Source organism: Streptomyces sp. NPDC005931 (assembly GCF_042871235.1).
Taxonomy (GTDB): Bacteria; Actinomycetota; Actinomycetes; order Streptomycetales; family Streptomycetaceae; genus Streptomyces.
Map to the genome: position 1 here is coordinate 431,378 of NZ_JBIAIG010000003.1, position 25,612 is coordinate 456,989.

General features: G+C 75.4%; 22 protein-coding genes and 1 pseudogene. 18 read left to right on the forward strand and 5 right to left on the reverse strand.

The window, feature by feature from the left end; translation table 11 throughout:
- Positions 1 to 102: 102 nt before the first annotated feature.
- On the reverse strand, positions 103 to 948 hold the full coding sequence (locus ACFYOV_RS09475; RefSeq protein ID WP_389084926.1) for a (2Fe-2S)-binding protein: 846 nt from the start codon (positions 946 to 948) through the stop codon (positions 103 to 105).
- Between the two features lie 177 nt (positions 949 to 1,125).
- Between ACFYOV_RS09475 and ACFYOV_RS09480 the strand changes: the two genes are divergently transcribed.
- Complete coding sequence (locus ACFYOV_RS09480; RefSeq protein ID WP_389084929.1) at positions 1,126 to 1,983, forward strand: GntR family transcriptional regulator; 858 nt, start codon at positions 1,126 to 1,128, stop codon at positions 1,981 to 1,983.
- Between the two features lie 34 nt (positions 1,984 to 2,017).
- Here ACFYOV_RS09480 and ACFYOV_RS09485 read toward each other — a convergent pair whose 3' ends face one another.
- The gene (locus tag ACFYOV_RS09485) at positions 2,018 to 2,785 is read right to left on the reverse strand and encodes a hypothetical protein (protein ID WP_389084931.1); all 768 of its coding nucleotides are present in this window, start codon (positions 2,783 to 2,785) and stop codon (positions 2,018 to 2,020) included.
- A gap of 216 nt (positions 2,786 to 3,001) precedes the next feature.
- Entirely contained in the window at positions 3,002 to 4,678 is a 1,677-nt protein-coding gene (locus ACFYOV_RS09490; protein WP_389084934.1) for a PucR family transcriptional regulator, read from the reverse strand.
- Between the two features lie 344 nt (positions 4,679 to 5,022).
- On the opposite strand from ACFYOV_RS09490, the gene ACFYOV_RS09495 reads away from it, so the two are divergent.
- The 5 genes from ACFYOV_RS09495 (at position 5,023) to ACFYOV_RS09515 (ending at position 11,855) form a co-directional block, all read left to right on the forward strand.
- Positions 5,023 to 5,913, forward strand: a complete 891-nt coding sequence (locus ACFYOV_RS09495; RefSeq protein WP_389084936.1) for an FAD binding domain-containing protein — start codon at positions 5,023 to 5,025, stop codon at positions 5,911 to 5,913.
- Positions 5,913 to 6,509: a (2Fe-2S)-binding protein gene (locus tag ACFYOV_RS09500; protein ID WP_389084939.1), complete on the forward strand. Its 597-nt coding sequence runs from the start codon at positions 5,913 to 5,915 to the stop codon at positions 6,507 to 6,509. The genes ACFYOV_RS09495 and ACFYOV_RS09500 overlap by 1 nt, the downstream gene beginning before the upstream one ends.
- Positions 6,509 to 8,896, forward strand: coding sequence for a xanthine dehydrogenase subunit D (pucD, locus tag ACFYOV_RS09505; RefSeq protein ID WP_389085613.1), 2,388 nt, complete (start codon positions 6,509 to 6,511; stop codon positions 8,894 to 8,896). The genes ACFYOV_RS09500 and pucD overlap by 1 nt, the downstream gene beginning before the upstream one ends.
- A gap of 256 nt (positions 8,897 to 9,152) precedes the next feature.
- The gene (locus ACFYOV_RS09510) at positions 9,153 to 10,619 is read left to right on the forward strand and encodes an NCS2 family permease (RefSeq protein ID WP_389084941.1); all 1,467 of its coding nucleotides are present in this window, start codon (positions 9,153 to 9,155) and stop codon (positions 10,617 to 10,619) included.
- A gap of 81 nt (positions 10,620 to 10,700) precedes the next feature.
- The gene (locus ACFYOV_RS09515; protein ID WP_389084943.1) at positions 10,701 to 11,855 is read left to right on the forward strand and encodes an XdhC family protein; all 1,155 of its coding nucleotides are present in this window, start codon (positions 10,701 to 10,703) and stop codon (positions 11,853 to 11,855) included.
- 7 nt (positions 11,856 to 11,862) lie between these two features.
- On the opposite strand, the gene ACFYOV_RS09520 is transcribed toward ACFYOV_RS09515, so the two are convergent.
- Entirely contained in the window at positions 11,863 to 12,303 is a 441-nt protein-coding gene (locus ACFYOV_RS09520) for an SRPBCC family protein (RefSeq protein WP_389084946.1), read from the reverse strand.
- Positions 12,304 to 12,374: 71 nt separating this feature from the next.
- Between ACFYOV_RS09520 and ACFYOV_RS09525 the strand changes: the two are divergent.
- The 12 genes and pseudogenes from ACFYOV_RS09525 to ACFYOV_RS09580 form a co-directional block, all read left to right on the forward strand.
- A pseudogene (locus ACFYOV_RS09525) lies at positions 12,375 to 13,149 on the forward strand (NAD-dependent epimerase/dehydratase family protein); the annotation flags it as partial.
- A 183-nt stretch (positions 13,150 to 13,332) separates the two neighbouring features.
- Positions 13,333 to 14,970: a carbamoyltransferase gene (locus tag ACFYOV_RS09530; protein ID WP_389084948.1), complete on the forward strand. Its 1,638-nt coding sequence runs from the start codon at positions 13,333 to 13,335 to the stop codon at positions 14,968 to 14,970.
- A complete protein-coding gene (locus ACFYOV_RS09535) occupies positions 14,967 to 15,965 on the forward strand; it encodes a glycosyltransferase family 2 protein (RefSeq protein ID WP_389084950.1) in 999 nt (332 codons plus the stop codon). The genes ACFYOV_RS09530 and ACFYOV_RS09535 overlap by 4 nt, the downstream gene beginning before the upstream one ends.
- Positions 15,962 to 16,600 (forward strand): D-glycero-alpha-D-manno-heptose-1,7-bisphosphate 7-phosphatase, encoded by a 639-nt coding sequence (locus tag ACFYOV_RS09540; RefSeq protein WP_389084952.1) that lies wholly within the window; start codon positions 15,962 to 15,964, stop codon positions 16,598 to 16,600. Before ACFYOV_RS09535 ends, ACFYOV_RS09540 begins: the two co-directional genes overlap by 4 nt.
- Positions 16,597 to 17,595, forward strand: coding sequence for a glycosyltransferase family 9 protein (locus tag ACFYOV_RS09545; RefSeq protein ID WP_389084954.1), 999 nt, complete (start codon positions 16,597 to 16,599; stop codon positions 17,593 to 17,595). The genes ACFYOV_RS09540 and ACFYOV_RS09545 overlap by 4 nt, the downstream gene beginning before the upstream one ends.
- Positions 17,592 to 18,542 carry a glycosyltransferase gene (locus ACFYOV_RS09550; protein ID WP_389084957.1) on the forward strand — a complete coding sequence of 317 codons (951 nt, stop codon included), beginning with the start codon at positions 17,592 to 17,594 and terminating at the stop codon, positions 18,540 to 18,542. The genes ACFYOV_RS09545 and ACFYOV_RS09550 overlap by 4 nt, the downstream gene beginning before the upstream one ends.
- Positions 18,539 to 19,825 carry a glycosyltransferase gene (locus tag ACFYOV_RS09555; protein WP_389084960.1) on the forward strand — a complete coding sequence of 429 codons (1,287 nt, stop codon included), beginning with the start codon at positions 18,539 to 18,541 and terminating at the stop codon, positions 19,823 to 19,825. Before ACFYOV_RS09550 ends, ACFYOV_RS09555 begins: the two co-directional genes overlap by 4 nt.
- Positions 19,825 to 20,448: an SIS domain-containing protein gene (locus ACFYOV_RS09560; protein WP_389084962.1), complete on the forward strand. Its 624-nt coding sequence runs from the start codon at positions 19,825 to 19,827 to the stop codon at positions 20,446 to 20,448. Before ACFYOV_RS09555 ends, ACFYOV_RS09560 begins: the two co-directional genes overlap by 1 nt.
- A gap of 1 nt (position 20,449) precedes the next feature.
- A complete protein-coding gene (gene rfaE2 / locus ACFYOV_RS09565; RefSeq protein ID WP_389084965.1) occupies positions 20,450 to 21,844 on the forward strand; it encodes a D-glycero-beta-D-manno-heptose 1-phosphate adenylyltransferase in 1,395 nt (464 codons plus the stop codon).
- 623 nt (positions 21,845 to 22,467) lie between these two features.
- Positions 22,468 to 23,481 carry a glycosyltransferase family 9 protein gene (locus ACFYOV_RS09570; protein WP_389085615.1) on the forward strand — a complete coding sequence of 338 codons (1,014 nt, stop codon included), beginning with the start codon at positions 22,468 to 22,470 and terminating at the stop codon, positions 23,479 to 23,481.
- Positions 23,482 to 23,497: 16 nt separating this feature from the next.
- Positions 23,498 to 24,361 (forward strand): glycosyltransferase family 2 protein, encoded by an 864-nt coding sequence (locus ACFYOV_RS09575; RefSeq protein ID WP_389084967.1) that lies wholly within the window; start codon positions 23,498 to 23,500, stop codon positions 24,359 to 24,361.
- The gene (locus tag ACFYOV_RS09580) at positions 24,358 to 25,254 is read left to right on the forward strand and encodes a glycosyltransferase family 2 protein (protein ID WP_389084970.1); all 897 of its coding nucleotides are present in this window, start codon (positions 24,358 to 24,360) and stop codon (positions 25,252 to 25,254) included. The genes ACFYOV_RS09575 and ACFYOV_RS09580 overlap by 4 nt, the downstream gene beginning before the upstream one ends.
- Positions 25,255 to 25,334: 80 nt before the next feature.
- Here the strand turns inward: ACFYOV_RS09580 and ACFYOV_RS09585 are convergent, their stop codons facing one another.
- Complete coding sequence (locus ACFYOV_RS09585; RefSeq protein WP_389084972.1) at positions 25,335 to 25,538, reverse strand: hypothetical protein; 204 nt, start codon at positions 25,536 to 25,538, stop codon at positions 25,335 to 25,337.
- Between the last annotated feature and the right edge of the window lie 74 nt (positions 25,539 to 25,612).

Sequence of the window (25,612 nt, forward strand, 5' to 3'; positions counted from 1 at the left end):
CCTTCCGTACTCCGCGCACGCACGATCCTACGGGACGTCAGGCGACCCGAGCCACGCGGAGCCTGGCCGAAAATCTGTGCCCGGCCAGCAGGTGACGCACCGTCAACCTGCCTTCGCCACCGCCCTGGTGGGCCGCGCCGTCTCGCAGGTGCGCGGGCAGGTCTGACAGATCTCCTCGGGGCGCACGGTGTAGAACATGCAGCAGCTCACCCGCTCCCGGCTGCGCACCGGCTCGCCACCGGGCCCGGTCAGCCGACGGAAGGCCGCTGTGCCCACGTACGGCTTGGTCGAGCCCGGCAGCAGCAGCTCCAGCTCGCGCACGGCCCGCTCCTCCTCGCCGAGCAGTTGCCCGACGTACCACAGGCTCTCCACGACCTCGTCGGTCGCCATGCCCCACAGTGCCCGTCCGCGCCGCCGCATCCGCGGGCCGAAGCCGGCCAGGACGGGCTCCAGGTGAGCGGCCACCGCCGCCCGCACCTCCGCCCGCAATGCCTCCTCACCCGGAACCACCCGGGCGCCGGGCAACGCCGCCGCCGGATCGCCGGGCAGGCAGGAGAAACCGGCCGGCCGTACGGCCATGCGACCCACGGCGAGACCGGGAGCGGTGCGGTCGAACGAGACGTGCGTCACCGGGTAGCGCGGCACCCGGCGGTGCAGGAACCACGGCACGGTGATCAGCAGGCAGGCGGGCCAGGCGTAGCGGTGCAGACCGAAGCCGGCGACGACATCCGGGCGGGCGCGCTGTCCGTAGTCGCGCAGGACCTGGCTGTCGTCCCAGGCCAGGAATGCCTCCAGGCCGGCGCCGCCCTCGGCGAGGGCCGCCGCGGTGATCCAGCCGCCGCCCTCGGGGACGTCCTGCCCGTCGGCCAGCTCCGTGACGGCCAGCGCCGGGAACGTCTCGGTGAGGCGGGCGTACGCGTCCGCGACGGCCGAACCGGGCAGAGGCATGGGACCACCCATCCACGTGTTGTCGGGCCTGGCACGGCCGGGGCTGCAAAGGTAAGGCTCACCTTACCGAAAGTCGACGGGATTTGAACTGACGGCCGGTGCGCTTAGGGTGCTTGACGGACAAGTAACAACCAGCCGCAATGACCCCAAGTACCGACACGTCCGGAGGAGGACCCCGTGAGGCAGGGCACGCAGGGCTCCCCGGCGGGGATCCCGCAGCCGGGCGCGGGCAGACTCCGGCTTCCCGCACAGCCGGGGGCGGCGGACGTGAACCGGCAGGACGCCGCCCGGGGTGACGTGCGCCCGGCCGCGACCGCGCCCCCGGAGCGGGGACGGCGGGACGGGGAGGCCGGGGGCGCCCGGGGTGAGCACACGCACGGTGAACCGGCCGCGCCCGGGGCCAGGCCGGCGATTCAGCGGTCCTCCGTACGGGGCCAGGTCCTCGCCGCCCTGCGCACCGCGCTGGTGGCGGGCGAGCTGCGGCCCGGCGAGGTGTACTCCGCCCCCGTCCTGGCCCAGCGCTTCGGGGTCTCCGCGACGCCGGTGCGCGAGGCCATGCAGCAGCTCAGCCTGGAGGGCGCGGTCGAGGTCGTGCCGAACCGCGGCTTCCGGGTCGTCGAGCGGGGCGCCCGCGAGCTGGCGGAGCTGGCGGAGGTCCGCTCGCTGATCGAGATCCCGGTGATGCTGCAGCTGGCCCGTACGGTCCCCGCCGAACGCTGGGCGGAGCTGCGCCCCCTCGCCGAGGCGACGGTCCGCGCGGCCTCCTCCGGCTGCCGGGCGACGTACGCCGAGTCCGACCGCGCCTTCCACCGCGCGGTGCTCGGTCTCGCCGGCAACGAGCAACTGGTCCGCATCGCCGAGGACCTGCACCGCCGCTCCCAGTGGCCACTGGCGGGCGCGGGCCCCCACGCGCGCGCCCGGGCGGAGCTGGTGGCCGACGCCCATGAACACACCGCCCTGCTGGACGCGCTGATCGCGGGCGACCTGGAGGTCGTGCGCTCCCTGGTGGGGGAGCACTTCACCGGGGCGGTCTGAGCCGGCCGCGGGGCGTCCCACCCGGTGGCGCCGCCTACGCCGTCGCCGCCCCCGGAGCCGGCGGGGCCAACTGGCGGGCGAGCCAGGTCGGGACGCCGCCGAGCAGGCGGAACAGACGCCGGGCCTCCTCCCGCAGACGGGACGCCTCCGGTTCCGTCTCCGTGTCGGCGAGGGAGACCAGGGCGGGGGCGGTGCCGACGAGATAGCCCAACTCCTCGCGGATCCGAAGGGATTCGGCGAAGCCGTGCCGGGCCTCCGCCAACTCGCCGTCTCGCAGGGCCAGTCCCGCCAGATGGCGCCAGGTGAACGACAGCAGCAGGGGATCGGCGTGCGCGGTGGCCCCGGCGTGGGCGCGCCGGTAGGCGGCCCGGGCCGCCTGCGGCGAGCGGGCCAGGTTCTCTGCGATCAGCCCGCGCCGGAAGTCCAGCAGAGCGCGCGCCGGGGCCCCCGGAGGGATCAGCGCCGCCGCCCGGCCGAGCGCGGCACGTGCCTCGTCGGCCCGGTCCCGTACGGTGAGGACCGTGGCGGCGTAGGCCAAGTACCCGCGTTCACAAGCGGCCCCGCCGCGTTCGTCGTCGGTGTGGGCCACCGCCTCGGCGGTGCGCAGCGCGTCCTCGGCCTCCTCCCATCCCCCCTCGGTGTACAGGCACCGCTCCACCAGCAGTGACGCCCGTTGCAGGGCGGCGGCCGGGGTGGTCGGCGCGAGCAGGGCGGCCGCGTCGGCCCAGCAGGCACGGGAGCGCAGCCGCCATACCGCGGTCTGGAGGGGATCGTCGCCGGCGGTCGTTCCGTTACCAGACATGGCGGTATGCGCCACGTTGCCTCCCCGAGCACGCCGTCGAGCTGTTGAGTGGTGGCCGCATCTCAGCACGAACAACGGGGCCCGGCCAAGAGGGTGGGTGAAGGATTTCACAAAGTAGTGGGCCGGGGACCCGAACCGGCCGTCCCGGGGGCGCCCCCGCCCGTCACCCGGCGCCCCGGTCGCAGGCGCACGCCCCTCTCACCCCGGGGCCGTGACTCAGCTCATCCGCAGCGCCAGGAAGAAGTCCAGCTTGTCCTCCAGGCGGGACAGGTCACGGCCCGTCAGCTGCTCGATCCGGCCGACCCGGTAGCGCAGCGTGTTGACGTGCAGGTGGAGGCGGGTCGCGCAGCGGGTCCACGAGCCGTCGCAGTCGAGGAACGCCTCCAGCGTGGGGATCAGCTCCGCGCGGTGACGGCGGTCGTAGTCGCGCAGCGGGTCCAGCAGGCGGGCGGTGAAGGCGCGGCGGACGTCGTCCGGTACGAACGGCAGCAGCAGCACGTGCGAGGCCAGCTCCTGGTGGCCGGCCGCGCAGACCCGGCCGGGGCGGGCCGCGGCCACCCGCCGGGCGTGCCGCGCCTCCTCCAGCGCCCCGCGCAACCCCTCCGCCGAGTGCACCGCGGCGGACACCCCGAGGGTGAGCCGGCCGTCGCCGTCCAGCCCGGCGCCGAGCGGTTCCCGCACCGCCTCCAGCAGGGCGTCGGCGAGCACCCCCGGCTCCGCGCCGTCCGCTTCGCCCGTCACCGCCGGCAACGGCACCAGCGCGATCGCCTCGTCCCCGCTGTGCGCCACCGCGATCCGGTCGGACTGCTCCGGACCCGTGGACGCCGGATCGACCAGGATCTCCTCCAGCAGCGCCTGCGCCACCGGCCCGCCGTCGACCTCCCCGCCGTCCCAGTCCACCCGGGCCACCACCACCTGCCAGTGCGGTGCCGCCCCGAGCCCCGGCAGCAGCACCGGCGCCGCCACCCGCAGCCGCGCCGCGATCTCGGCCGGCGCGGCCCCCGTCTGCACCAGCTCCAGCACCTCCTGCGCCAGCCGGCGCCGCACCGTGCGCGCCGCGTCCCGGCGATCCCGCTCGACCGCGATCAGCTGGGTGACCCCGTGCAGCAGGTCCAGCCGTTCCTCGGCCCAGTCGCCGGCGTCCGCCTCGACGGCCAGCAGCCAGTCCGACAGCACCGACTCCCGCACGTCCCGCGCCGCGCCCTGCGGGGCACGCCCGCCGCCGCGCACCGGGAACAGGCTGTACGCCGTCTGGCCCAGCGTGACCCGGTGCGGTCCGCGCCGGCCCGTGCGGGCGGCGGCCAGCTGCTCCGCCGCGAGCCGCGCGCACACGTCGGGGGGCAGCGCCGTGCCCGCCTCCTCGGAACCCGCGATCAGCCGCCCCGTGGGCGACAGCACCCACGCCCGCAGGTCCAGGTCGGAGCCGAGCAGATCGAGCACCACCTCCGGGCCGCCGCCCGCCGGGCCCGAGGTCATCATCCGCCGGTGCCGGTCCACCACCGCCGCGAGGTCCCCGGCGCGCTCCCCGGACACCTGCCGCACCACGTGCTCGGTGATGGTCGCGAAGGCCACCGACTCGTGCACCGCGAACAGCGGAAGCCGGTGCCGCGCGCAGGCCACGACCAGGTCGTCCGGCACATCGCCCAGCTCGGCCTCGCCCGCCGCGAGCGCGGCCACCCCGGCCTGCACCAGGATCCGTACGAACGGCTCGGAGTCGGCGGCGTCCCGGCGCCACGCCAGGCCCGTGAGCACCAGTTCGCCGCCCGAGAGATAGCGGCTGGGGTCCCGCAGGTCGGTGGTCATCACTCCGCGCACGGTGCGGTCCAGCTCGTCCTCGCCGCCGAGCAGCTTGAGGCCCAGCGCGTCGGTGTCCAGCAGTGCGCGCAGCCGCATTCTCGTCGCCGCCGTTCTTTGTCTCGATATCTACGATGGATCGTCAGGGAATCCTCCGGCGAGGGCCCGGTGGGTGGCTGATCAACGGTGCCGGCCGGCTCCTGGACCGTGTCCTCTGTTTCCGGAGGAAGGTGGGGAGGTTACAGACGGCCTCCGTTCATACGAATCTACAAGATGCCCTCGCCGGCCAGCCAAACCCTTCATGGTTTCCGTGACTGACCCGGGCCGCTCACCCGGCGGTGTACTGAGCCCACCCCGAGCGAACAGCACACGCCCGAGCCGCGCCCGCCGCACACGGATTGGCTCGATCCGCACGACCCACGAGACGAAGAAAAGAGCCGGTCATGGACTTCCTTCGCCCCGCCAGCTGGGAGGAGGCGCTCGCCGCGAAGGCCGAGCACCCCACCGCTGTGCCGATTGCGGGTGGCACCGACGTGATGGTCGAGATCAACTTCGACCACCGCCGGCCCGAGTACCTGATGGACCTCAACCGCATCGGCGATCTCTACGAATGGGAGACCGGTGAGGAGAGCGTACGGCTCGGCGCCTCCGTCCCGTACAGCCGGATCATGGAGCAGCTGCGCACCGAGCTGCCGGGCCTCGCCCTCGCCTCGCACACGGTCGCCTCCCCGCAGATCCGCAACCGCGGCGGGGTCGGCGGCAACCTCGGCACCGCCTCCCCGGCCGGCGACGCCCACCCGGCGCTGCTCGCCGCCGGCGCCGAGGTCGAGGCCGAGTCGGTGCGCGGATCCCGCCGCATCCCGATCGACGACTTCTACACCGGCGTGAAGCGCAACGCGCTCGCCCCCGACGAGCTGATCCGCGCCGTCCACATCAAGAAGGCCGACGGCCCCCAGCAGTACTCCAAGGTCGGCACCCGCAACGCCATGGTCATCGCCGTGTGCGCCTTCGGCCTCGCCCTGCACCCCGCGAGCCGCACGGTCCGCACCGGCATCGGCTCCGCCGCCCCGACCCCCGTGCGGGCCGGGGCTGCCGAGGAGTTCCTGAACGCCGCGCTCGACGAGGGCGGCTTCTGGGACAACGGAAAGATCATCACCCCGTCGGTGGCCAAGCAGTTCGCGGACCTGTGCGCCGCCGCCTGCAACCCCATCGACGACGTCCGCGGCACCGCGAGCTACCGCCGGCACGCCGTCGGCGTCATGGCCCGCCGCACCCTGACCTGGACCTGGGAGTCGTACCGCGGCGCCCGCCGCCTCACGGAGGGAGCTGCCTGATGCGACTGAACCTCACCGTCAACGGACGCCCGCAGGAGGCCGACGACGTCTGGGAGGGAGAGTCCCTCCTGTACGTGCTGCGCGAGCGGCTCGGCCTGCCCGGCTCCAAGAACGCCTGCGAGCAGGGCGAGTGCGGCTCCTGCACGGTCCGCCTGGACGGCGTGCCGGTGTGCTCCTGTCTGGTCGCCGCCGGCCAGGCCGAGGGCCGCGAGGTCGTCACCGTGGAGGGCCTCGCCGACTTCGCCAGGCAGCGCGCCGAGGGCGGCGGCACCGGCGCCTGCGGCACGTCCCTCCAGGACGCGCGGCAGTGGGCCGCCCACGGGCAGGACTCCCACACCGGCGAGGGGGCGATCTCCTCGGACGCGGCACTCTCGCCGATCCAGCAGGCGTTCATCGACGCCGGCGCCGTCCAGTGCGGCTTCTGCACGCCCGGCCTGCTCGTCGCCGCCGACGAGATGCTGGAGCGCAACCCCGACCCGACCGACGCGGACATCCGCGAGGCGCTGTCGGGCAACCTGTGCCGCTGCACCGGCTACGAGAAGATCATGGACGCGGTCCGCCTCGCCGCCGCCCGGCAGGGAGGGGCGGTTCGATGATGTCCTCCCCCAACGGCACCCCGACCAGGATCACCCAGGGTTCGCAGACCAGGGGCGGCGTCGGCGAGTCCACGCTCCGCCCCGACGGCACCCTCAAGGTCACCGGCGAGTTCGCCTACTCGTCCGACCTGTGGCACGAGGACATGCTCTGGGGCCAGATCCTGCGCTCCACCGTCGCCCACGCCGAGATCGTCTCCGTCGACACCTCCGAGGCCCTCGCCACGCCCGGCGTGTACGCCGTCCTGACGTACGACGACCTGCCCACCGACGTGAGGAACTACGGCCTGGAGATCCAGGACACCCCGGTCCTCGCGCACGGCAAGGTCCGCCACCACGGCGAGCCCGTCGCCGTCGTCGCCGCCGACCACCCGGAGACCGCCCGCCGCGCCGCCGCCAGGATCAAGGTGGAGTACCGGGAGCTGCCCGTCGTCACCGACGAGGCCTCCGCGCTCGCCCCCGACGCGGTCCTCGTCCACGAGAACCGCATCGACCACCACATCGGCCATGTCCCGCACCCCAACATCGTCCACCGCCAGCCCATCGTGCGCGGCGACGTCGCGGCCGCCCGGGAGCGGGCCGACGTGATCGTCGAGGGCGAGTACACCTTCGGCATGCAGGACCAGGCCTTCCTCGGACCGGAGTCCGGGCTCGCGGTGCCCGAGGAGGACGGCGGCGTCCACCTCTACATCGCCACCCAGTGGCTCCACTCCGACCTGCGCCAGATCGCGCCCGTGCTCGGCCTGCCCGAGGACAAGGTACGGATGACGCTGGCCGGCGTCGGCGGCGCCTTCGGCGGGCGCGAGGACCTGTCCATGCAGATCCACGCCTGCCTGCTGGCCCTGCGCACCGGCAAGCCCGTCAAGATCGTCTACAACCGCTTCGAGTCCTTCTTCGGCCACGTCCACCGCCACCCCGCCAAGCTGTACTACGAGCACGGGGCCACCCGTGACGGCCGGCTGACCCACGTCAGGTGCCGGATCGTCCTCGACGGCGGCGCGTACGCCTCCGCCTCCCCGGCCGTGGTCGGCAACGCCTCCTCGCTCGGCGTCGGCCCGTACAAGGTCGACGACGTCGAGATCGAGGCCATCGCCCTCTACACCAACAACCCGCCCTGCGGCGCCATGCGCGGCTTCGGCGCGGTCCAGGCGTGCTTCGCCTACGAGGCCCAGATGGACCGGCTGGCGGCGCGCCTGGGGATGGACCCGGTCGAGCTGCGGCAGCTCAACGCCATGGAGCAGGGCACGCTGATGCCCACCGGGCAGCCGGTCGACTCCCCGGCGCCGGTCGCAGAACTCCTGCGCCGCGTCAAGGCGATGCCGATGCCTCCGGAGCGCCAGTGGGAGTCCAGCGAGGGTGCCGACGTGCGCCAGCTGCCCGGCGGTCTGTCCAACACCACCCACGGCGAGGGCGTCGTCCGCGGTGTCGGCTACGCGGTCGGCATCAAGAACGTCGGCTTCTCCGAGGGCTTCGACGACTACTCGACGGCCCGGGTGCGCCTGGAGGTCGCCGGCGGTGAGCCCGTCGCCACCGTGCACACCGCGATGGCGGAGGTCGGCCAGGGCGGTGTCACCGTCCACGCGCAGATCGCCCGCACCGAACTCGGCGTCGCCCGGGTGACCATCCACCCCGCCGACACCGGGGTCGGATCGGCCGGTTCGACGTCCGCGTCGCGGCAGACCTACGTCACCGGCGGTGCCGTGAAGAACGCCTGCGAACTGGTCCGCGAAAGGGTGCTGGAGCTCGGTCGGCGCAGGTTCGGGTCGTACCACCCGGCCTGGGCGACCGCCGAACTCCTGCTGGAGGGCGGCAAGGTGGTCACCGACGGCGGCGAGGTGCTGGCCGACCTGGTGGACGTCCTCGGCGACGAGGCCGTCGAGGTCGAGCGGGAGTGGCGGCACCGGCCGACCGAGCCCTTCGACCTGCGCACCGGACAGGGCAACGGCCACGTCCAGTACTCCTTCGCCGCGCACCGTGCCGTGGTCGAGGTCGACACCGAGCTCGGTCTGGTCAAGGTGGTCGAACTGGCCTGCGCGCAGGACGTCGGCAGGGCGCTCAACCCGCTGTCCGTCGTCGGCCAGATCCAGGGTGGCACCACCCAGGGACTGGGCGTGGCGGTCATGGAGGAGATCGTCGTCGACCCGACGACCGCGAAGGTGAAGAACCCCTCCTTCACGGACTACCTCATCCCCACGATCCTCGACACGCCGACCATCCCCGTCGACGTGCTCGAACTCGCCGACGACCACGCGCCGTACGGGCTGCGCGGCGTCGGCGAGGCCCCCACCCTGTCGTCCACCCCGGCGGTCCTCGCGGCCATCCGGAACGCGACGGGGCTGGAGCTGAACAGGACGCCCGTCCGCCCGGAACACCTCACCGGAACCGGGTGAGGGAGACCACACCGCTCGCCGCTGCGGGCACGCGTGCCGCCCCCCGGTGCCCGAACGGCCCGGGGAGACCCCCAGGACGGCACGGGTGGCGACAGCGGCGCCCCGACGCCGGGCAGCCGTCGCGGAGACGACCGCCCCGGCGCCGGTCCCCACCCAGGTGCAGTACCGGGCCGTCCCCCGGGTCTGGCACTTCCAAATCCCGCGACAGGCGGAAAGCAGCCGCGGGTGCCCCTGTGAACCTTGGGAGTAGGCCCTTATGACCCACCAGTCCCTGGAGCCGAGGACCACCGCCGACGACGCGGGCGCGGGACCCCGCGTCCCCGCCGGACGGTCCTGGCTCGACCGGTACTTCCACATCTCCCGCAGAGGGTCGACGGTCGCGCGCGAAGTGCGCGGCGGCGTCACCACCTTCATGGCGATGGCGTACATCCTCCTGCTCAACCCCCTGATCCTGTCCGGCGAGGATGCGGCGGGCCACACACTCGGCCGCACCGCCCTGATCACCGCCACCGCGCTCGCCGCCGCCCTCACCACGCTGCTGATGGGCTTCGTCGGCAAGGTGCCGCTCGCGCTCGCCGCCGGCCTGTCCGTCTCCGGGGTCCTCGCCTCCCAGGTTGCGCCCGAGATGACCTGGCCGCAGGCGATGGGCATGTGCGTGATGTACGGCGTGGTCATCATGCTGCTGGTCGTCACCGGCCTGCGCGAGATGATCATGAACGCGATCCCGCTGCCGCTCAAGCACGCGATCACCATGGGCATCGGCCTGTTCGTCGCGCTGATCGGCCTGGTGAAGGCCGGGTTCGTGCACGAGAACGCGGCGCCCGGCGGCGGCCCGGTGATCCTGGGACCGGGAGGCGAACTCGCGGGCTGGCCGGTGCTGCTGTTCGCCGTAACGCTGCTGGCCGTCTTCATGCTCCAGGCCCGCGGCGTCCCCGGCGCCATCCTGATCGGCATCGTCGGCGGCACCGTCCTGGCCGTCCTCCTCAACGCCATCGGGGTGGTCGACCCCGAGCAGTGGGCGAGCGGTGCCCCCGAACTGCACGGCAGCGCGGTCTCCATGCCCGACTTCTCGGTCTTCGGCGCCGTCGAGTTCGGCGGCTGGGGCGAGGTCGGCGCGATGACCGTCGGCCTGATCGTGTTCACCCTGGTGCTGGCCGGCTTCTTCGACGCGATGGCGACGATCATCGGCGTGGGCACCGAGGCGGGGCTCGCCGACGACAAGGGCCGGATGCCGGGCCTGTCCAGGGCGCTGTTCGTCGACGGCGCGGGCGGCGTGATCGGCGGCGTCTCCGGCGCCTCGGGCCAGACGGTGTTCGTCGAGTCGGCGACGGGTGCGGGGGAGGGCGCCCGGACGGGCCTCTCCTCCGTCGTCACCGGACTGTTCTTCGCCGCCTGCCTGTTCTTCACGCCGCTGACCGCGATCGTGCCGGGTGAGGTGGCCGCCGCGGCGCTGGTGGTGATCGGCGCCATGATGATGACCAACGCCCGCCACGTCGACTGGTCCGACCGCGCCACCGCCGTCCCGGTCTTCCTGACCGTGGTGATCATGCCGTTCACCTACTCCATCACCGCGGGTGTTGCCGCCGGCGTCATCTCCTACGTCGCCGTCAAGACCGCCCAGGGCCGGGCCCGGGAGATCGGTGCCTTCATGTGGGGGCTGACGGTGGTCTTCCTGGTGTTCTTCGCCCTCGCCCCGATCGAGGGCTGGCTCGGCGTCCACTAGCCGCAGCCGCCGGAGCCCGATCCCCTGCCACGCATCCGCATCCCAATACGCATCCGCACCCGCATCCGAGGAGACCGACAGATGCTCGACATCGCCGAGGAACTGCACCGGTGGGCCGAGGAGGGCCGTGACTTCGCGGTCGCCACCGTGGTGGCGGTCGGCGGCAGCGCGCCCCGCCAACCGGGCGCCGCGCTCGCGGTGGACGCCGACGGCACGGCCGTCGGCTCGGTCTCCGGCGGGTGCGTGGAAGGGGCGGTCTACGACCTGTGCGCCCAGGCGCTCCGGGACGGCGGGACCGTCGTGGAACGCTTCGGCTACAGCGACGACGACGCCTTCGCCGTCGGCCTGACCTGCGGCGGCGTCGTCGACGTCGTCGTCACCCCGGTGCGGGCGGCGGACCCCGCCCGCCCGGTACTGGCGTCCGCGCTGGCCGCCGCCGCGCGAGGGGAGGCTGCGGCGCTGGCCCGCATCGTGACCGGCCCGGCGGAGCTGACCGGACGCGCGCTCCTGGTCCGCCCCGACGGTACGTACGAGGGCGGATTCGGCGCCCACCCGGAACTGGACCGCACGGTCGTGGCTCAGGCCGGCGCGCTGCTCGACGCGGGCCGTACGGGCACCGTGGAGATCGGAGAGCAGGGCTCACGCTGCGGAGCACCGCTCACGCTCCTGGTCGAGTCCTCCGTCCCCGCGCCCCGCATGATCGTCTTCGGTGCGATCGACTTCGCCTCGGCACTGGTGCGGGTCGGCAAGTTCCTCGGCCACCACGTGACCGTGTGCGACGCGCGCCCGGTGTTCGCGACGCACACGCGCTTCCCGGAGGCCGACGAGATCGTCGTCGCATGGCCCCACCGGTACCTCGAGCGCACGTCGGTCGACGCCCGCACCGTCCTGTGCGTCCTGACCCACGACCCGAAGTTCGACGTCCCCCTGCTGAAACTGGCGCTGCGCCTGCCGGTGGCCTACGTCGGCGCGATGGGCTCGCGCCGGACCCACCTGGACCGCGAGGCACGGCTGCGCGAGGTCGGCGTAACCGACCTGGAACTGGCCCGCCTGCGTTCCCCCATCGGCCTCGACCTGGGGGCCCGCACCCCGGAGGAGACGGCGCTGTCCATCGCCGCGGAGATCGTCGCCTGCCGGCGCGGCGGCAGCGGGGTCCCCCTCACCGGGGCGCACACTCCGATCCACCACGACACGGTGCCGGGCGGGACCTCGGGGGGTATCGCGTCGGTGGCCTGACGGCACGTCAGGACTGTCGGAGCAGCCGGTTCACCGCCCGTCCGAACACATGGCGCCCGGCGCGGCCGACCATGCCGTCGAACAGGGCGGACACGGCGAGGACGCGGATCTCCTCCCGCCACACGACCCGGGCCCGACCGCCCGGCCCCCGCCGTACCTCGATCTCCGCCCAGCCGGTGACCACACGGCCCCGCTTCTCCAGGCGGCAGCGGCCGGGGGTGTCGCCGTTGGGGGGCTGCCAGACCGTCACTACCATCGGGTCGTCGAAGGAGAGCGGGCCGAGGCCCGAGCGGGCCACGATCGTCGTGCCCTCACCGGTCGGCGGGGGAGTGGTCACGGTGACCCGGGTCAGCGGCACCACGTCGCCGTGCCGGGACCACCGCGTGAGCCGACGCCACGCCTCGTCCGGGGACAGGGGTGCCGTGCGCTGGAGCTGGAAGGTGGCCACGCAGGGATCCTAAGGAATTCCCGTTGCCCCTCGGCCCGTTCGACGGCGTGTCACCCGGTCGGCCCAGCCACGCCGGCGACCCGGCCGCCCTCGCCGCCCTCCCCGGCCGCTTCGACCTCGTGCTGCACTCGCCTGCCCCGCATCCCCCGCCGACTACCTGCGGCTCCCCCTGGACCCTCGACGTCGGCAGCGCCGGGACCCGCAACGCCCTCGAGCGCGCCCGCGCCGACGGCGCCCGCCCGGTCCTCGCCTCCACCTCCGAGGTGTACGGCGATCCGCTCGAGCACCCGCAGCGGGAGAGCTACTGGGGCAAACGTCAACCCGGTCGGCCCGCGCAGCGTCTACGACGAGTCCAAGCGATTCGCCGAGGCCCTGGTCACCGCCCACCGCAAGGTGCACGGCACCGACGCCGCCGTCGTCCGCATCTTCAACACCTACGGCCCCCGCATGCGCACCGGCGACGGCCGCGCCGTGCCGACCTTCGTGGCGCAGGCCCTGGACGGCACGCCCCTCACCGTCGCCGGCGACGGCAGTCAGACCCGCTCCCTGTGCTACGTCGACGACACCGTCGACGGCGTCCTCGCCCTCGCCGCCTCCCGCGAGGCCGGGCCCGTGAACATCGGCGGCGGCGAGGAGATCACCATGCTGGAGCCGGCCCGCCGCGTCGTCGCCCTCACCGGTTCCGCCTCCCGCATCCGGTTCGTGGACCGCCCCGCCGACGATCCGGCCCGGCGCCGCCCCGACACCTGCCTGGCCCGTGAGCGCCTGGGCCGGCGGCCCCGCGTCGGCTGGGCCGAGGGGCTCGCACAAACCGTCGGCTGGTTCTCACGCTCCGTAGCCGCCTGAATGGCCCATTCCCCTCGCCTGAGGGGGGCCGCAGGCTGACCTGCACCTTTATCCGTAGGGGCAAATCTGTACAGAACGCGACACACCCATGCGAGTTGTCTCCAAGTGTTTGAGACAGCTGTGCCGCGGCACTCGCGTCACCGGCAGTACCACCTGTATCGCAAGGGACGGAGTCCACCCCCCATGCGCATCCTCGGTATCAACGCCCTGTTCCACGATCCCGCCGCCGCCCTCGTGGTCGACGGCCGGACGGTGGCCGCCGCGGAGGAGGAGCGCTTCAGCCGGCGCAAGCACGGGAAGCGGCCGGTGCCCTTCTCCGCATGGGAGCTGCCGGAGCAGTCCGCCCGATGGTGCCTGGCCCACGCCGGACTGCGCCCCGAGGACCTCGACGCGGTCACGTACTCCTTCGACCCCGCCCTCGCCCGGCCGGCCCGCGCCATGGGGCTGGACGATCCCTGGGACCCGCTGCGCCTGGAGTACGCCCGCCGCGCGCCCGAATTCCTCGCCGAGGCCCTGCCCGGGCTCGACCCCGCCCGGGTCGTCTTCGTCCCCCACCACGTCGCCCACGCCGCCTCCGCCGGGCCCGCCTCACCGCACCCGGACAGCGCCGTCCTCGTCCTCGACGGCCGCGGCGAGGCCGCCTCCCACCTGGCCGGCCGCTACCGCGACGGCAAGCTCGACACCCTCGCCGCCCAGGCGCTGCCCGACTCCCTCGGCCTGGTCCACGAGGAGCTCACCGCCCACCTCGGCTTCCTGCGCAGCAGCGACGAGTACAAGGTGATGGCCCTCGCCTCCTACGGCACCCCGCGCCACCTGCCCCGGCTGCGCGAGTACGTCCACGCCACCGGCCACGGCGGCTTCCGCGCCCACGGCGTCGACTGGGCCGCCTTCGCCCCGCCGCGCGCCGAGGACGAACCCTGGAACCGGGACCACGCCGACCTGGCCGCCACGGCCCAGGCAGCCCTGGAGGAGGTGCTGCTGGACCTCGTGCACTGGCTGCACCGGGAGGCCGGCGGCGACGCGCTCACCATGGCGGGCGGCGTCGCCCTCAACTGCGTCGCCAACACCACGATCGCCGCCCGCGGCCCCTACCGGCACGTGTGGGTACAGCCCGCCGCCGGAGACGCCGGCACCGCGCTCGGCGGCGCCCTGCACCTCGCCGCACAGGAGGGCGTCCCGCGGCCCGTGCCCGGCGCCGACCTGGGACGCGGCTGGAGCGACGACGAACTGCGCGACCGGCTCGACCGGGCCGCGATCCCCTACGACAAGCCCGACGACATCGCCGGGACGGTCGCCGAGGAACTGGCCCGGGACGGCATCGTCGCCTGGTTCCAGGGCCGTAGCGAGTACGGGCCGCGCGCCCTCGGGCACCGCTCCCTGCTCGCCCACCCCGGGCGCGCCGAGAACCTGGAACGCCTCAACCACGTCAAGGGCCGCGAGGAGTTCCGGCCCGTCGCCCCCATGGTCCTCGCCGACCGGGCCGCCGAACTGTTCTCCCGCGGCCCGCTGCCCAGCCCGTACATGCTCTTCGTGCACGACGTCGCCCAGGAGTGGCGCGACCGGATCCCGGCCGTCGTGCACGTGGACGGCACCGCCCGCATCCAGACCGTCGACGAACGCAGCGAGCCCCTCGTGGCCAGGATGCTGCGCGGCTTCGAACGGCGCACCGGGCTGCCCGTCGTCGTCAACACCAGCCTCAACACCGCTGGGCGGCCCATGGTCGACGACCCGCGCGACGCGCTGGAGTGCTTCGGCTCCGCCCCCGTGGACCTGCTGGCCCTCGGACCCTACGCGGTGCGCCGGCGGAAGGCGTTCACATGACGCCGTACACCGTCGTGATCCCCACCCTGGTGCGGGACACCCTCGCCGACTGCCTCGCCGCGCTTGCCGCCGCGACCGGGCCGCGACCCGAGCGGATCGTGCTCGTCGACGACCGGCCCGACCCCACGCCCGGCCCGCTGGAACACCCGCTGGGCGTCCTCGGCGACCTGCGCGTGCGCACCACCGTCGTCACCTCCGGGGGCCGCGGGCCCGCCGCCGCCCGCAACGCCGGGCTGCGCGAGGTCACCACCGGCTGGGCCGCCTTCCTCGACGACGACGTCCAGGTCGGCCCGCACTGGTGCGCACAGCTCGTCCGGGACCTCGACGAGGCGTCCCCCGACACCGCCGGCGTCCAGGGCGTCGTCACCGTGCCCCTGCCCGGTGAGCGCCGCCCCACCGACTGGGAGCGCGGCACCGCCTCCCTGGCGAGCGCCCGCTGGATCACCGCCGACATGGCCTACCGCACCGACGCCCTCGAACAGGTCGGCGGCTTCGACGAACGGTTCCCGCGCGCCTTCCGCGAGGACGCCGACCTGGCCCTGCGCGTCCTCGACGCCGGATGGCGGATCCGCCGCGGCACCCGCACCACCCGTCACCCCGTGCGGCCCGCCTCCCGCTGGGTGTCCCTGAAGCAGCAGCGCGGCAACGCCGACGACGCGCTGATGCGGCGACTGCACGGCCCCGGCTGGTGGGACCGCGCGGTCGCCCCGCGCGGCCGGATCCGCCGGCACGCCGCGATCACCGCCGCGGGCGCCGCCGCACTCCTCCTCGCCGCCGCCCGCCGGCCCCGGGCCGCCGCGCTCGCCGGGCTCGGCTGGGCGGCCGGCACCGCGGAGTTCGCCCGGGTCCGCATCGTCCCCGGGCCGCGCACCCGGCACGAGGTGACGACCATGCTCGTCACCAGCGTGCTGATCCCGCCGGCCGCGACCTGGCACCGGCTGAGCGGCACCTGGCGGCACCGGGCCGCCCCCGTCCGGCAGGAGGTGGCGCCATGAGCCCCGTCCCGAGCCGTGTCACGGGCCCCGTCGAGGCCGTCCTCTTCGACCGCGACGGCACCCTCGTCGAGGACGTCCCCTACAACGGCGACCCCCGGCTGGTACGGCCCGTCCGCGGCGCCCGCGAGGCGCTCGCCCTGCTGCGCGGGCTCGGCATCCGCACCGGCGTCGTCACCAACCAGTCCGGCATCGCCCGCGGACTGCTCACCGAGGCCGACGCACACCGCGTCAACCTGCGCGTCGACGAACTCCTCGGCCCCTTCGACGTCTGGGAGATGTGCCCCCACGGCCCCGACGACGGGTGCCCCTGCCGCAAACCCCGGCCCGGCATGATCCTCGCGGCGGCCGGCCGCCTCGGCGTGCGACCCGCCGACTGCGTCGTGGTCGGCGACATCGGCGCGGACACCGAGGCCGCGCGCCGGGCGGGCGCCCACGGCATCCTCGTCCCGACCCCGGTGACCCGCCCGCAGGAGACGGCCGCCGCCGGCCACGTGGCGCCGGACCTGACGACGGCCGTGCAGTGGGTGCTGGACGCGCCCGCGGCGGACCCCCGACGCCCCCTGTACGAGCCCTCGTACGCCGAACGCACCCGCACGGCCCGCGCGGGTGCCGCAGCCCCCGGGAGGCGCGTGTGAAAGCGCTCATCGCCCGGCTCGACAGCTTCGGTGACGTCCTGCTCGCCGGGCCCGCCGTACGCGCCGTCGCCGCCCGGGCCGGCCGCGTCACCCTGCTGTGCGGCCCGCACGGAGCGCCCGCCGCGCGGCTGCTGCCCGGCGTGGCGGAGGTGCTGGTGTGGGACGCGCCCTGGGTCGGGTTCCAGCCGCCCGACGTCCGGCGCGAGGACGTCGACGCACTCGTCGACGCCGTCGCCGCCACCGGCGCCGACACCGCGCTGGTCCTCACGTCCTTCCACCAGTCCCCCCTGCCCACCGCCCTGCTGCTGCGCCTGGCCGGCGTGCGCTTCGTCGCCGCCGACAGCGAGGACTACCCCGGCTCCCTCCTCGACGTCCGCCACCACCGCGCCCCGCACGCCCACGAGGCCGAGGCCGCGCTCGACCTCGCCGGGGCCGCCGGTTTCCCGCCGGTCGACGACGGACGACTGCGGGTGCTCCCGCCGCCCCCGACCGAGGACCTGACCGGCCCGCCCGGCTACGTCGTCGTCCACCCCGGCGCCAGCGTGCCCGCCCGCGCCTGGAGCCCCGAGCGCTGTGCGCAGGCGGTGCGCGAACTGGCCGCCGCCGGACACCGCGTGGTGGTGACCGGCGGAGCGGGGGAGCGGGACCTGACCGCGTACGTCGCCGGCGGCCGGGCCCTCGACCTCGGCGGACGCACCGGCGCCGGCGAACTCGCCGGGGTGCTCACCGGCGCCGCCTGCGCGGTCACCGGCAACACCGGCCCCGCCCACCTCGCCGCCGCCGTCGGCACCCCCGTCGTCTCCCTGTTCGCGCCGGTCGTCCCGGCCGAGCGTTGGCGGCCGTACGGAGTGCCGTACGTGCTGCTCGGCGACCAGAACGCTCCGTGCGCCGACAGCCGCGCCCGGCAGTGCCCGGTGCCCGGCCACCCCTGCCTGGACACCGTGACCCCGCTCGACGTCGTGGCCGCCGTCGACAAGCTCGTGGAGGTGACATGAGGATCCTGCTCTGGCACGTGCACGGTTCCTGGACCACGGCCTTCGTCCAGGGACCGCACACCTACGTCGTCCCGGTCACCCCCGACCGCGGCCCCGACGGCCTCGGCCGCGCCCGCACCTTCGACTGGCCCGACTCGGTCGTCGAGGTGCCCCCGGAGCGGCTGCGGGACGAGGAGATCGACGTGGTCGTGCTGCAACGCCCGCACGAACTCGCCCTGGTCGACGCGTGGCTGGGCCGCCGCCCGCCGCTGGTGTACCTGGAGCACAACGCCCCGCACGGCGACGTGCCCGACACCCGCCACCCCGCCGCGGACATCCCCGGCGCCACCCTCGTCCACGTCACCCACTTCAACCGCCTGATGTGGGACGCCGGTTCCGCCCCGGCCACCGTCATCGAGCACGGCATCGTCGACCCCGGCCCCCGGTGGACCGGAGAGCTGCCGCACGCCGCCGTCGTCGTCAACGAGCCCGTGCGCCGCGGACGTACGACCGGGACCGACCTGCTCCCGGCCTTCGCCGCCGCCGCCCCGCTCGACGTCTTCGGCATGGGCACCGAGAACCTGGCCGGCCACCTCGGGCTCCCGTCCGGACGTCTTCGCTCCCACGAACTCACCCAGCGGGAATTGCACGCGGCGATGGCCCGCCGGCGCGTCTACGTCCACCCGGTCCGCTGGACCTCCCTCGGCCTGTCCCTGCTGGAGGCGATGCACCTCGCCATGCCCGTGGTCGCGCTCGCCACCACCGAGGTCACCGAGGCCGTCCCCCCGGGAGCCGGGGTGGTCTCCAACCGGATCGACGTACTGACCGACGCCGTACGGGACTTCGTCGCCGACCCGCTGCACGCCCGCCTCGTCGGCGAGGGCGCACGCGCGGCGGCGCTCACCCGCTACGGGCTGCCCCGCTTCCTGGACGACTGGGAGCGGCTGCTGAAGGAGGTGACCCGATGAGGATCGCCATGGTGTCCGAGCACGCGAGCCCGCTCGCCGCGCTCGGCGGCGTCGACGCCGGCGGCCAGAACGTGTACGTGGCCCGGCTCAGCGAGGAGCTGGCCCGGCGCGGCCACGACGTCACGGTGTACACCCGCCGGGACGGCACCGGCCTGCCCGACCGGGTGCCGCTGCCCGGCGGGGCGGTAGTCGAGCACGTGCCCGCCGGCCCGCCCGAGGCCGTCCCCAAGGACGACCTGCTCCCGCACATGCCCGCCTTCGGCGCACATCTCGCGCGGGCCTGGCGCCACGACCGGCCGGACGTCGTGCACGCCCACTTCTGGATGTCCGGGAGGGCCGCCCTGCTCGGCGCCCGCCCGCACGGCATCCCGGTCGTGCAGACCTTCCACGCCCTCGGCACCGTCAAGCGCCGCCACCAGGGCTGGCGGGACACCAGCCCGCCCGAACGCCTCGCCGCGGAGCGGGAGATCGCCCTCGCCTGCGCCCGCGTACTGGCCACCTGCTCCGACGAGGTGAGCGAACTCGCCGCGATGGGAGTGCCCGCCGACCACGTGTCGGTCGTGCCGTGCGGTGTGGACGCCGAACACTTCCGGCCGGGCGCGGCCGCCGCCCCGCGTCCCGGCGCGGCCGTACCGCCGCGCCGGCAGCGCCACCGGCTGCTCACCTGCGGCCGGCTGGTCCGCCGCAAGGGCTACGAGCAGGCCGTCCGCGCGCTCACGCGCATCCCCGACGCCGAACTCGTGGTCGCCGGCGGCCCACCCGCCGACCGGCTGGCCCGTGACCAGGAGGCGCGGCGGCTGTGGCACCTCGCCCACCGTGCCGGGGTCGCCGACCGGGTCCGGCTGATCGGCGCGGTCGACCCGGCGGACATGCCCGCCCTGATGGGCAGCGCCGACCTGGTGTTGTGCACGCCGGTCTACGAACCGTTCGGCATCGTCCCGCTGGAGGCCATGGCCTGCGGAGTCCCGGTCGTTGCCACCGACGTCGGCGGCCACCGAGACAGCGTCGCCGACGGCACCACCGGCCGGCTCGTCCCGCCGGAGGATCCGGAGGCGGTGGCCGCCGCCGTCCGCGACCTGCTCGCCGACGACGCGCGGCGCCGCGACTACGGCAGCGCGGGCCGCGCCCGTGTCCTCGCCCGCTACACCTGGCGGCGCGTCGCCGACGGCGTCGAGGACGTCCACCGGCAGGTGCTCACCCCTCCCACGACGACCGGACATGCGACCACGTACGCGACCGGGCGCATGACGACCGGACACGTGATCCCGAAGGAGGTGGCCTGATGACCGTGCACCCTCCCGTCACCGGGCACTGCGACGAACTCCGGGACGCCCTGCGGGGATTCCGTGCCTCCGCGCCCGTCACCGCACGGTGGGGCGAGCGGCTCGCCGACGTCCTCACCGCCGGGGGCCGGCTGCTGGCCGCGGGCAACGGCGGCAGCGCCGCCCAGGCCCAGCACCTGACCGCGGAACTCGTCGGCCGCTACCGCGACGACCGGCCCGCGTTCTCCGCGATCGCCCTGCACGCCGACACCTCCAGCACCACCGCCATCGCCAACGACTACGGCGTCGACGCGGTGTTCGCCCGCCAGGTGCGCGCCCACGGCCGCCCTGGTGACGTCCTGATGCTGCTGTCCACCAGCGGCGCCAGCGCCAACCTGCTGTCCGCCGCCGACGCGGCCCGCGAGACGGGGCTGCGCGTCTGGGCCCTGACCGGGCCCGCCCCCAACCCCTTGATGGCGGGCAGCGACGAGTCCCTGTGCGTGGAGGCACCCACGGCGGCGACCGTGCAGGAACTCCACCTGGTGGCGGTGCACATGATCTGCGCCGCCTTCGACGCGGCGCTGGAGACCGGGAGGTGGCGCGACGGCCACGGCGGACTCGGGCGAGCGGCGGGCGGGAGGTGACATGAACGGTGCTACCAGGCGCGCGAAGCGCCCGAACGGCAGGGCCCCTCTCCTGGTGGTCGGAGACGCGCTGCTGGACCGGGACGTCACCGGCCGGGCGGAACGGCTCGCGCCCGACGCGCCCGTCCCGGTCCTCGACGGCTGCGACGAGGCCGTACGACCCGGCGGCGCCGCGCTCACCGCGTATCTCGCCGCCCGCGACGGCCGTGAGGTCACGTTGGTCACCGGGATCGGCGACGACCCGGCCGGCCGTGAGCTGCGCCGGCTGCTGGAGCCCTGGGTCACCCTGGTCCCGCTGCCGCTGACCGGGCCCCTGCCCGAGAAGACCCGGGTCCTGGCGGCGGACCGGCCCGTGGTCCGCCTCGATCGCGGGGACGGGCGGGTCCGCGAGGCCACCGTGGAGGCCCGTGAGGCCGTCCGAGAGGCGTCCGCCGTCCTCGTCTCCGACTACGGCCGGGGCAGCGCCGACGCCCTGCGGGACGAGCTCACCGCCCGCCCGCCGCTCGTCTGGGACCCGCACCCGCGCGGCGGCCCCCCGGCGCCCGGCACCCGGCTGGTCACCCCGGCCGAGAAGGAGGCCCACGCCCTGGCCCCCGGGGACGCGACCCCACGCCGGGACCTGGCCGCCGCCGCGCACAGCGCCGCCGCGCTGGTACGCCACTGGCGGGCCGCCGCGGTGGCGGTCACCCTGGGCGCACGCGGCGCCCTCCTCTCGTACGGCGAGCACCCGCTGCTCGTGCCCGCCTGCGCCGCCCACCACGGCGACAGCTGCGGCGCCGGGGACCGCTTCGCGGCCACCGCCGCCGGGATGCTGGCCGACGGGGCGCTGGTGGGGGAGGCGGTCGAGGGGGCGGTCGCCGCGGCGACCGCGTTCGTCGGTGCGGGCGGCGCGGGCGCCCTGCCGGCCGCCGATGCCGCACCGGACCCGCTGCCCGACGGCGGCGACCCGTTCGCCCTCGCGGGCCGGATCCGCGCCGCCCACGGCACGGTGGTCGCGGCGGGCGGCTGCTTCGACCTGCTGCACGCCGGGCACGTCGGACTCCTCCAGGCCGCGCGGCAGCTGGGCGACTGCCTGGTCGTCTGCGTCAACTCGGACGCGTCCGTACGGCGCCGCAAGGGGGCCGGCCGCCCGGTCAACCCGCTCGCCGACCGCGTCCGCGTGCTGCGCGCCCTGGCCTGCGTCGACGCGGTGGCCGTCTTCGACGAGGACACTCCCGAACGCCTCCTCACCGACCTGCGCCCCGACGTCTGGGTCAAGGGCGGCGACTACGCCGCCGCCGACCTCCCCGAGGCGGTCCTGCTCCAGGAGTGGGGCGGTCAGGCCGTCCTCCTGCCGTATCTGGACGGCCGCTCCTCCACCCGCATGCTCGCCCGGGCGACGGAGGGCCTGCGGTGAACGGACGACGCTCCGCGGGCGGCGCGATGCGGCCGCACGGCACGAGGCGGACGCAGGGCACCGGGCGCACGCCCGGAGAACCCGCGGGGACGCCGCCGCGCCCAGTACCACCGCCGGCCACGCCGGTCGCGCCCGCCGGGTCCGCCGAGCCCGGCGGGAGTGGTGGTGCGGGCGGGGCGGGGCTCGTCGCGGGGAGGGCGGGCGTGCCGGGCCGGTCCGTGCGGTGCGCGGGGACCACGGGGTGTCCGGGCGGCGCTCCCGGCGGCCCCGGCGAGAGCGCGCTTGAACAGGTGCCCGGCGAGGGGCTCGACCCACTCCGGCTCCCTCCTCACGTCGACCCGGGCCCGGAGACGACCGGTCTCGGAGCGGGGCTCGCGGTGGGGGCGGCGGGCGGGGCAGGGCTTGTCGTGGGGGCGGTGGCGCGGTCCGCTGGGACCACGGGGGCTTCGGGCGGTCGTTGCGCCGGGTGGGGTGCGGGCGTGACGCGGCTCGACGTGGGGGCGGCGGGCACGCCCGTGCGGCCCGTGCGGCCGTCGGGTGCGGCCCGCCCCGGGAGCGGCGGGGACGGCGGGACGGGTGTCGGGCCGGGGGCGGCGGGTGCGCTCGCCGCTGCTCACCGTGGCGTGGGCACCGAAGGGGCGGGACGCCCGCGGGTGCTCGTGCTGCGGGCGCTCGGACTCGGTGACCTGCTCGCCGGCGTACCCGCCCTGCGGGCGCTGCGGCGGGCGTTCCCCGGGCACGAACTCGTGCTGGCCGCGCCCGCCGAGCTGACACCGGCCGCCGAGGCCACGGGGGCCGTGGACCGGGTGCTGCCCGCCTCTGCGCCCGGCCGGGCCGTGCCCCGGGCCCTCGACTGGACCGGGCCGCCCCCGGACGTCGCCGTCGACCTGCACGGCAACGGGCCACCCAGCCACCGTCTGTTGATGCGGCTGCGGCCTCTGCGGCTGCTGGCCTTCGCCCACCCGGAGACCCCGGAGGTCGACGGCCCCCCGTGGTACGCGGACGAGCACGAACGCGAGCGCTGGTGCCGGATGCTGCGCGCCTACGGCATCGACGCCGACCCCGCCGACCTGAGGCTGCCCCGCCCCCCGACCCCCTCCCCGGCCCCCGGCGCCGTCGTGCTGCACCCCGGCGCCGGTTCGCCGGCCCGCTGCTGGCCCGTCGAGCGGTACACCGCCGTCGCGACCGCCCTGCGGGAACGGGGACACCGTGTCGTCGTCACCGGGGGAGCGGACGAGGGCGACCTCGTGGCGCGGCTGGCCAAGCTCGCGGGGCTGCCCGACACCGACGTCTTCGGCGGCGGGCTGCCCTTCGACCGGCTCTCCGCCCTCGTCGCCGACGCCCACGCCGTGGTCAGCGGCGACACCGGCGTCGCCCACCTGGCGGTCGCCCAGGCCACCCCCACCGTCACCCTCTTCGGCCCGGTGGCGCCCAGCCGGTGGGGCCCGCCCGCGCACCCGCGCCACATCGCCCTCTGGCACGGCCCCGAGGGCGACCCGCACGGCCGCCGCCCCGACCCGGCACTGCTGCGCATCACTCCGCACGAGGTGCTGCACGCCCTCGGCGAACTCGACGAACTCGACGAACTCGGCGAACACGGTGAACTCGGCGACCTCTCCGAGCCCCGACGCCCATGAGGAGAGAGGAGGCACCATGACCCCTCCCATCGGCATCGTCATCGCCACCCGCGACCGCTCCGCCCACCTCGCCGTGACCCTGCGCCACCTCCTCGCCCTGCCCGAACGCCCCGAGATCCTCGTCGCCGACAACGCCTCCACCGACGACACCCGCACCCTGCTCGCCCGCGACTTCCCCCAGGTCCGGGTGCTCGCGCTGCCCGTCAACCGCGGCGCACTCGCCCGCAACCACGGCGCCCGCGCCCTCGACACGCCCTACGTGGCGTTCAGCGACGACGACTCCTGGTGGGCGCCCGGCGCCCTCGCCCGGGCGGTCGAGCTCTTCGACGCCCATCCCCGGCTCGGCCTCATCGCCGCCCGTACCCTCGTCGGCCCCGCCGCCGACCCCGACCCGCTCAACGAGGTCCTCGCGCACTCACCCCTGGGCCGGGTCAACGACCTCCCCGGCACCCAGGTGCTCGGCTTCCTGGCCTGCGCCTCCGTGGTCCGCCGCGAGGCCTACCTCGACGCGGGCGGCTTCCACCGGCTGCTGTTCTTCGGCGGCGAGGAGACCCTGCTCGCCTACGACCTGGCCGCCCGCGGCTGGGGCGTCACCCACTGCCCCGACGTCGTCGCCCACCACCACCCGGCGCCCGCGCCCCGCGGCGGCCGCCCGGCCGTCCAGCGCCGCAACGAACTCCTCACCGCCTGGCTGCGCCGGCCCGTGCCCTACGCCCTGTGCCGCACCCGCGCCCTGGCCGCCGATGCCCGTGCCGACGACCACGCCCGGCGTGCGCTGCGCGAGACCCTCACCCGGCTGCCGGCCGCGCTGCGCGAGCGCCGGCCCCTGCCTCCGCACGTGGAACGGGCCGCCCGGATGCTGGAGGGAGCGAGCGCATGACCGACCCCCGCACGACCGTCGTCGTCATCACCCACAACCGGTGCGGCGAACTCCTGCGCACCCTCGGCCACCTCGCCCGACTCCCCGAGAGCCCCCACGTCGTCGTCACCGACAACGGCTCCACCGACGGCAGCGCCGAGGCCGTGGCCCGGCACCACCCGCAGGTGCGGCTGCTGTGCCCCCGCCGCAATCTCGGCGCCGTGGGCCGCAACCTCGCGGTGCGAGAGGTCCGCACGCCGTACGTCGCCTTCTGCGATGACGACTCGTGGTGGTCGCCCGGCTCCCTGTCCGGCGCCGCCGACCTGCTCGACCGGCACCCGGCGCTCGTCTCGGTCACCGCCCGGATCGTCGTCGAACCCGACGGCACCGACGACCCGATCGTCCGGGAACTGCGGGACTCGCCGGTCCCCGGCCCGCCCTGGCTGCCGGGGCCCGCGCTCGGCTCGTTCCTGGCCGCCGCGACCGTGCTGCGCACCGACGCCTTCCGGGCGGCGGGCGGCTTCAACCCGAGACTGTGGCTCGGCGGCGAGGAGGAACTGCTTGCTGCCGACCTGGCGGCCGGCGGCTGGTGGCTGACCTACGCCGATCACCTGACGGTCCATCACCATCCCTCGCCGGCCCGGGACTCCACGCTGCGCCGCAGGCACGGCATCCGCAACACCCTGTGGTTCACCTGGCTGCGCCGCCCCGCCGGCCCCGCCCTGCGCCGCACGGTGAACCTGGCCCGCACGGTGCCCCGGGACACCGCCTCCCTGCGCGCCTTCGCCGAGGCGGCGGCCGCGTTGCCCTGGATCCTGCGCGAACGCCGCGTGCTCCCCGAGGAGGTCGAGTCCCGCCTCCGGCTCCTGGAACCCGCCCAACGCACGTCGACGGCCCGCCGCTACACGGGCTGACGGCCGCTGCGCGCGCCGAGGGGCCGGTCAGCCACGCGGTGGTGACCACACGCAGTGCTGACCGGCCCCTCAGCCCGTGGTCAGCCGGTGTTCTCCGGACGCTCGCCCTTGGGCCCGCGTCCCCGCTCGGTGCGGGGCCCGCGGCTGCGCCGTTCCTCGCCCTCCTGCAACTCCTCGTCGGCGACGGTGTTGGCGTCCTGGTCGGAGATCCCGGACCGCTCGGCGTCCTTGCGGAGCCTGGCCCGCCGGGTGTCGTAGTTCTTGCTACCGGGTGGCCAGGACATCAGCCGGGGAGAGAAGGCGCGAGTGCGCCACGATCCCCCGGGTCGCGCCGCACAATGTGACAAGGAGTCTCGTC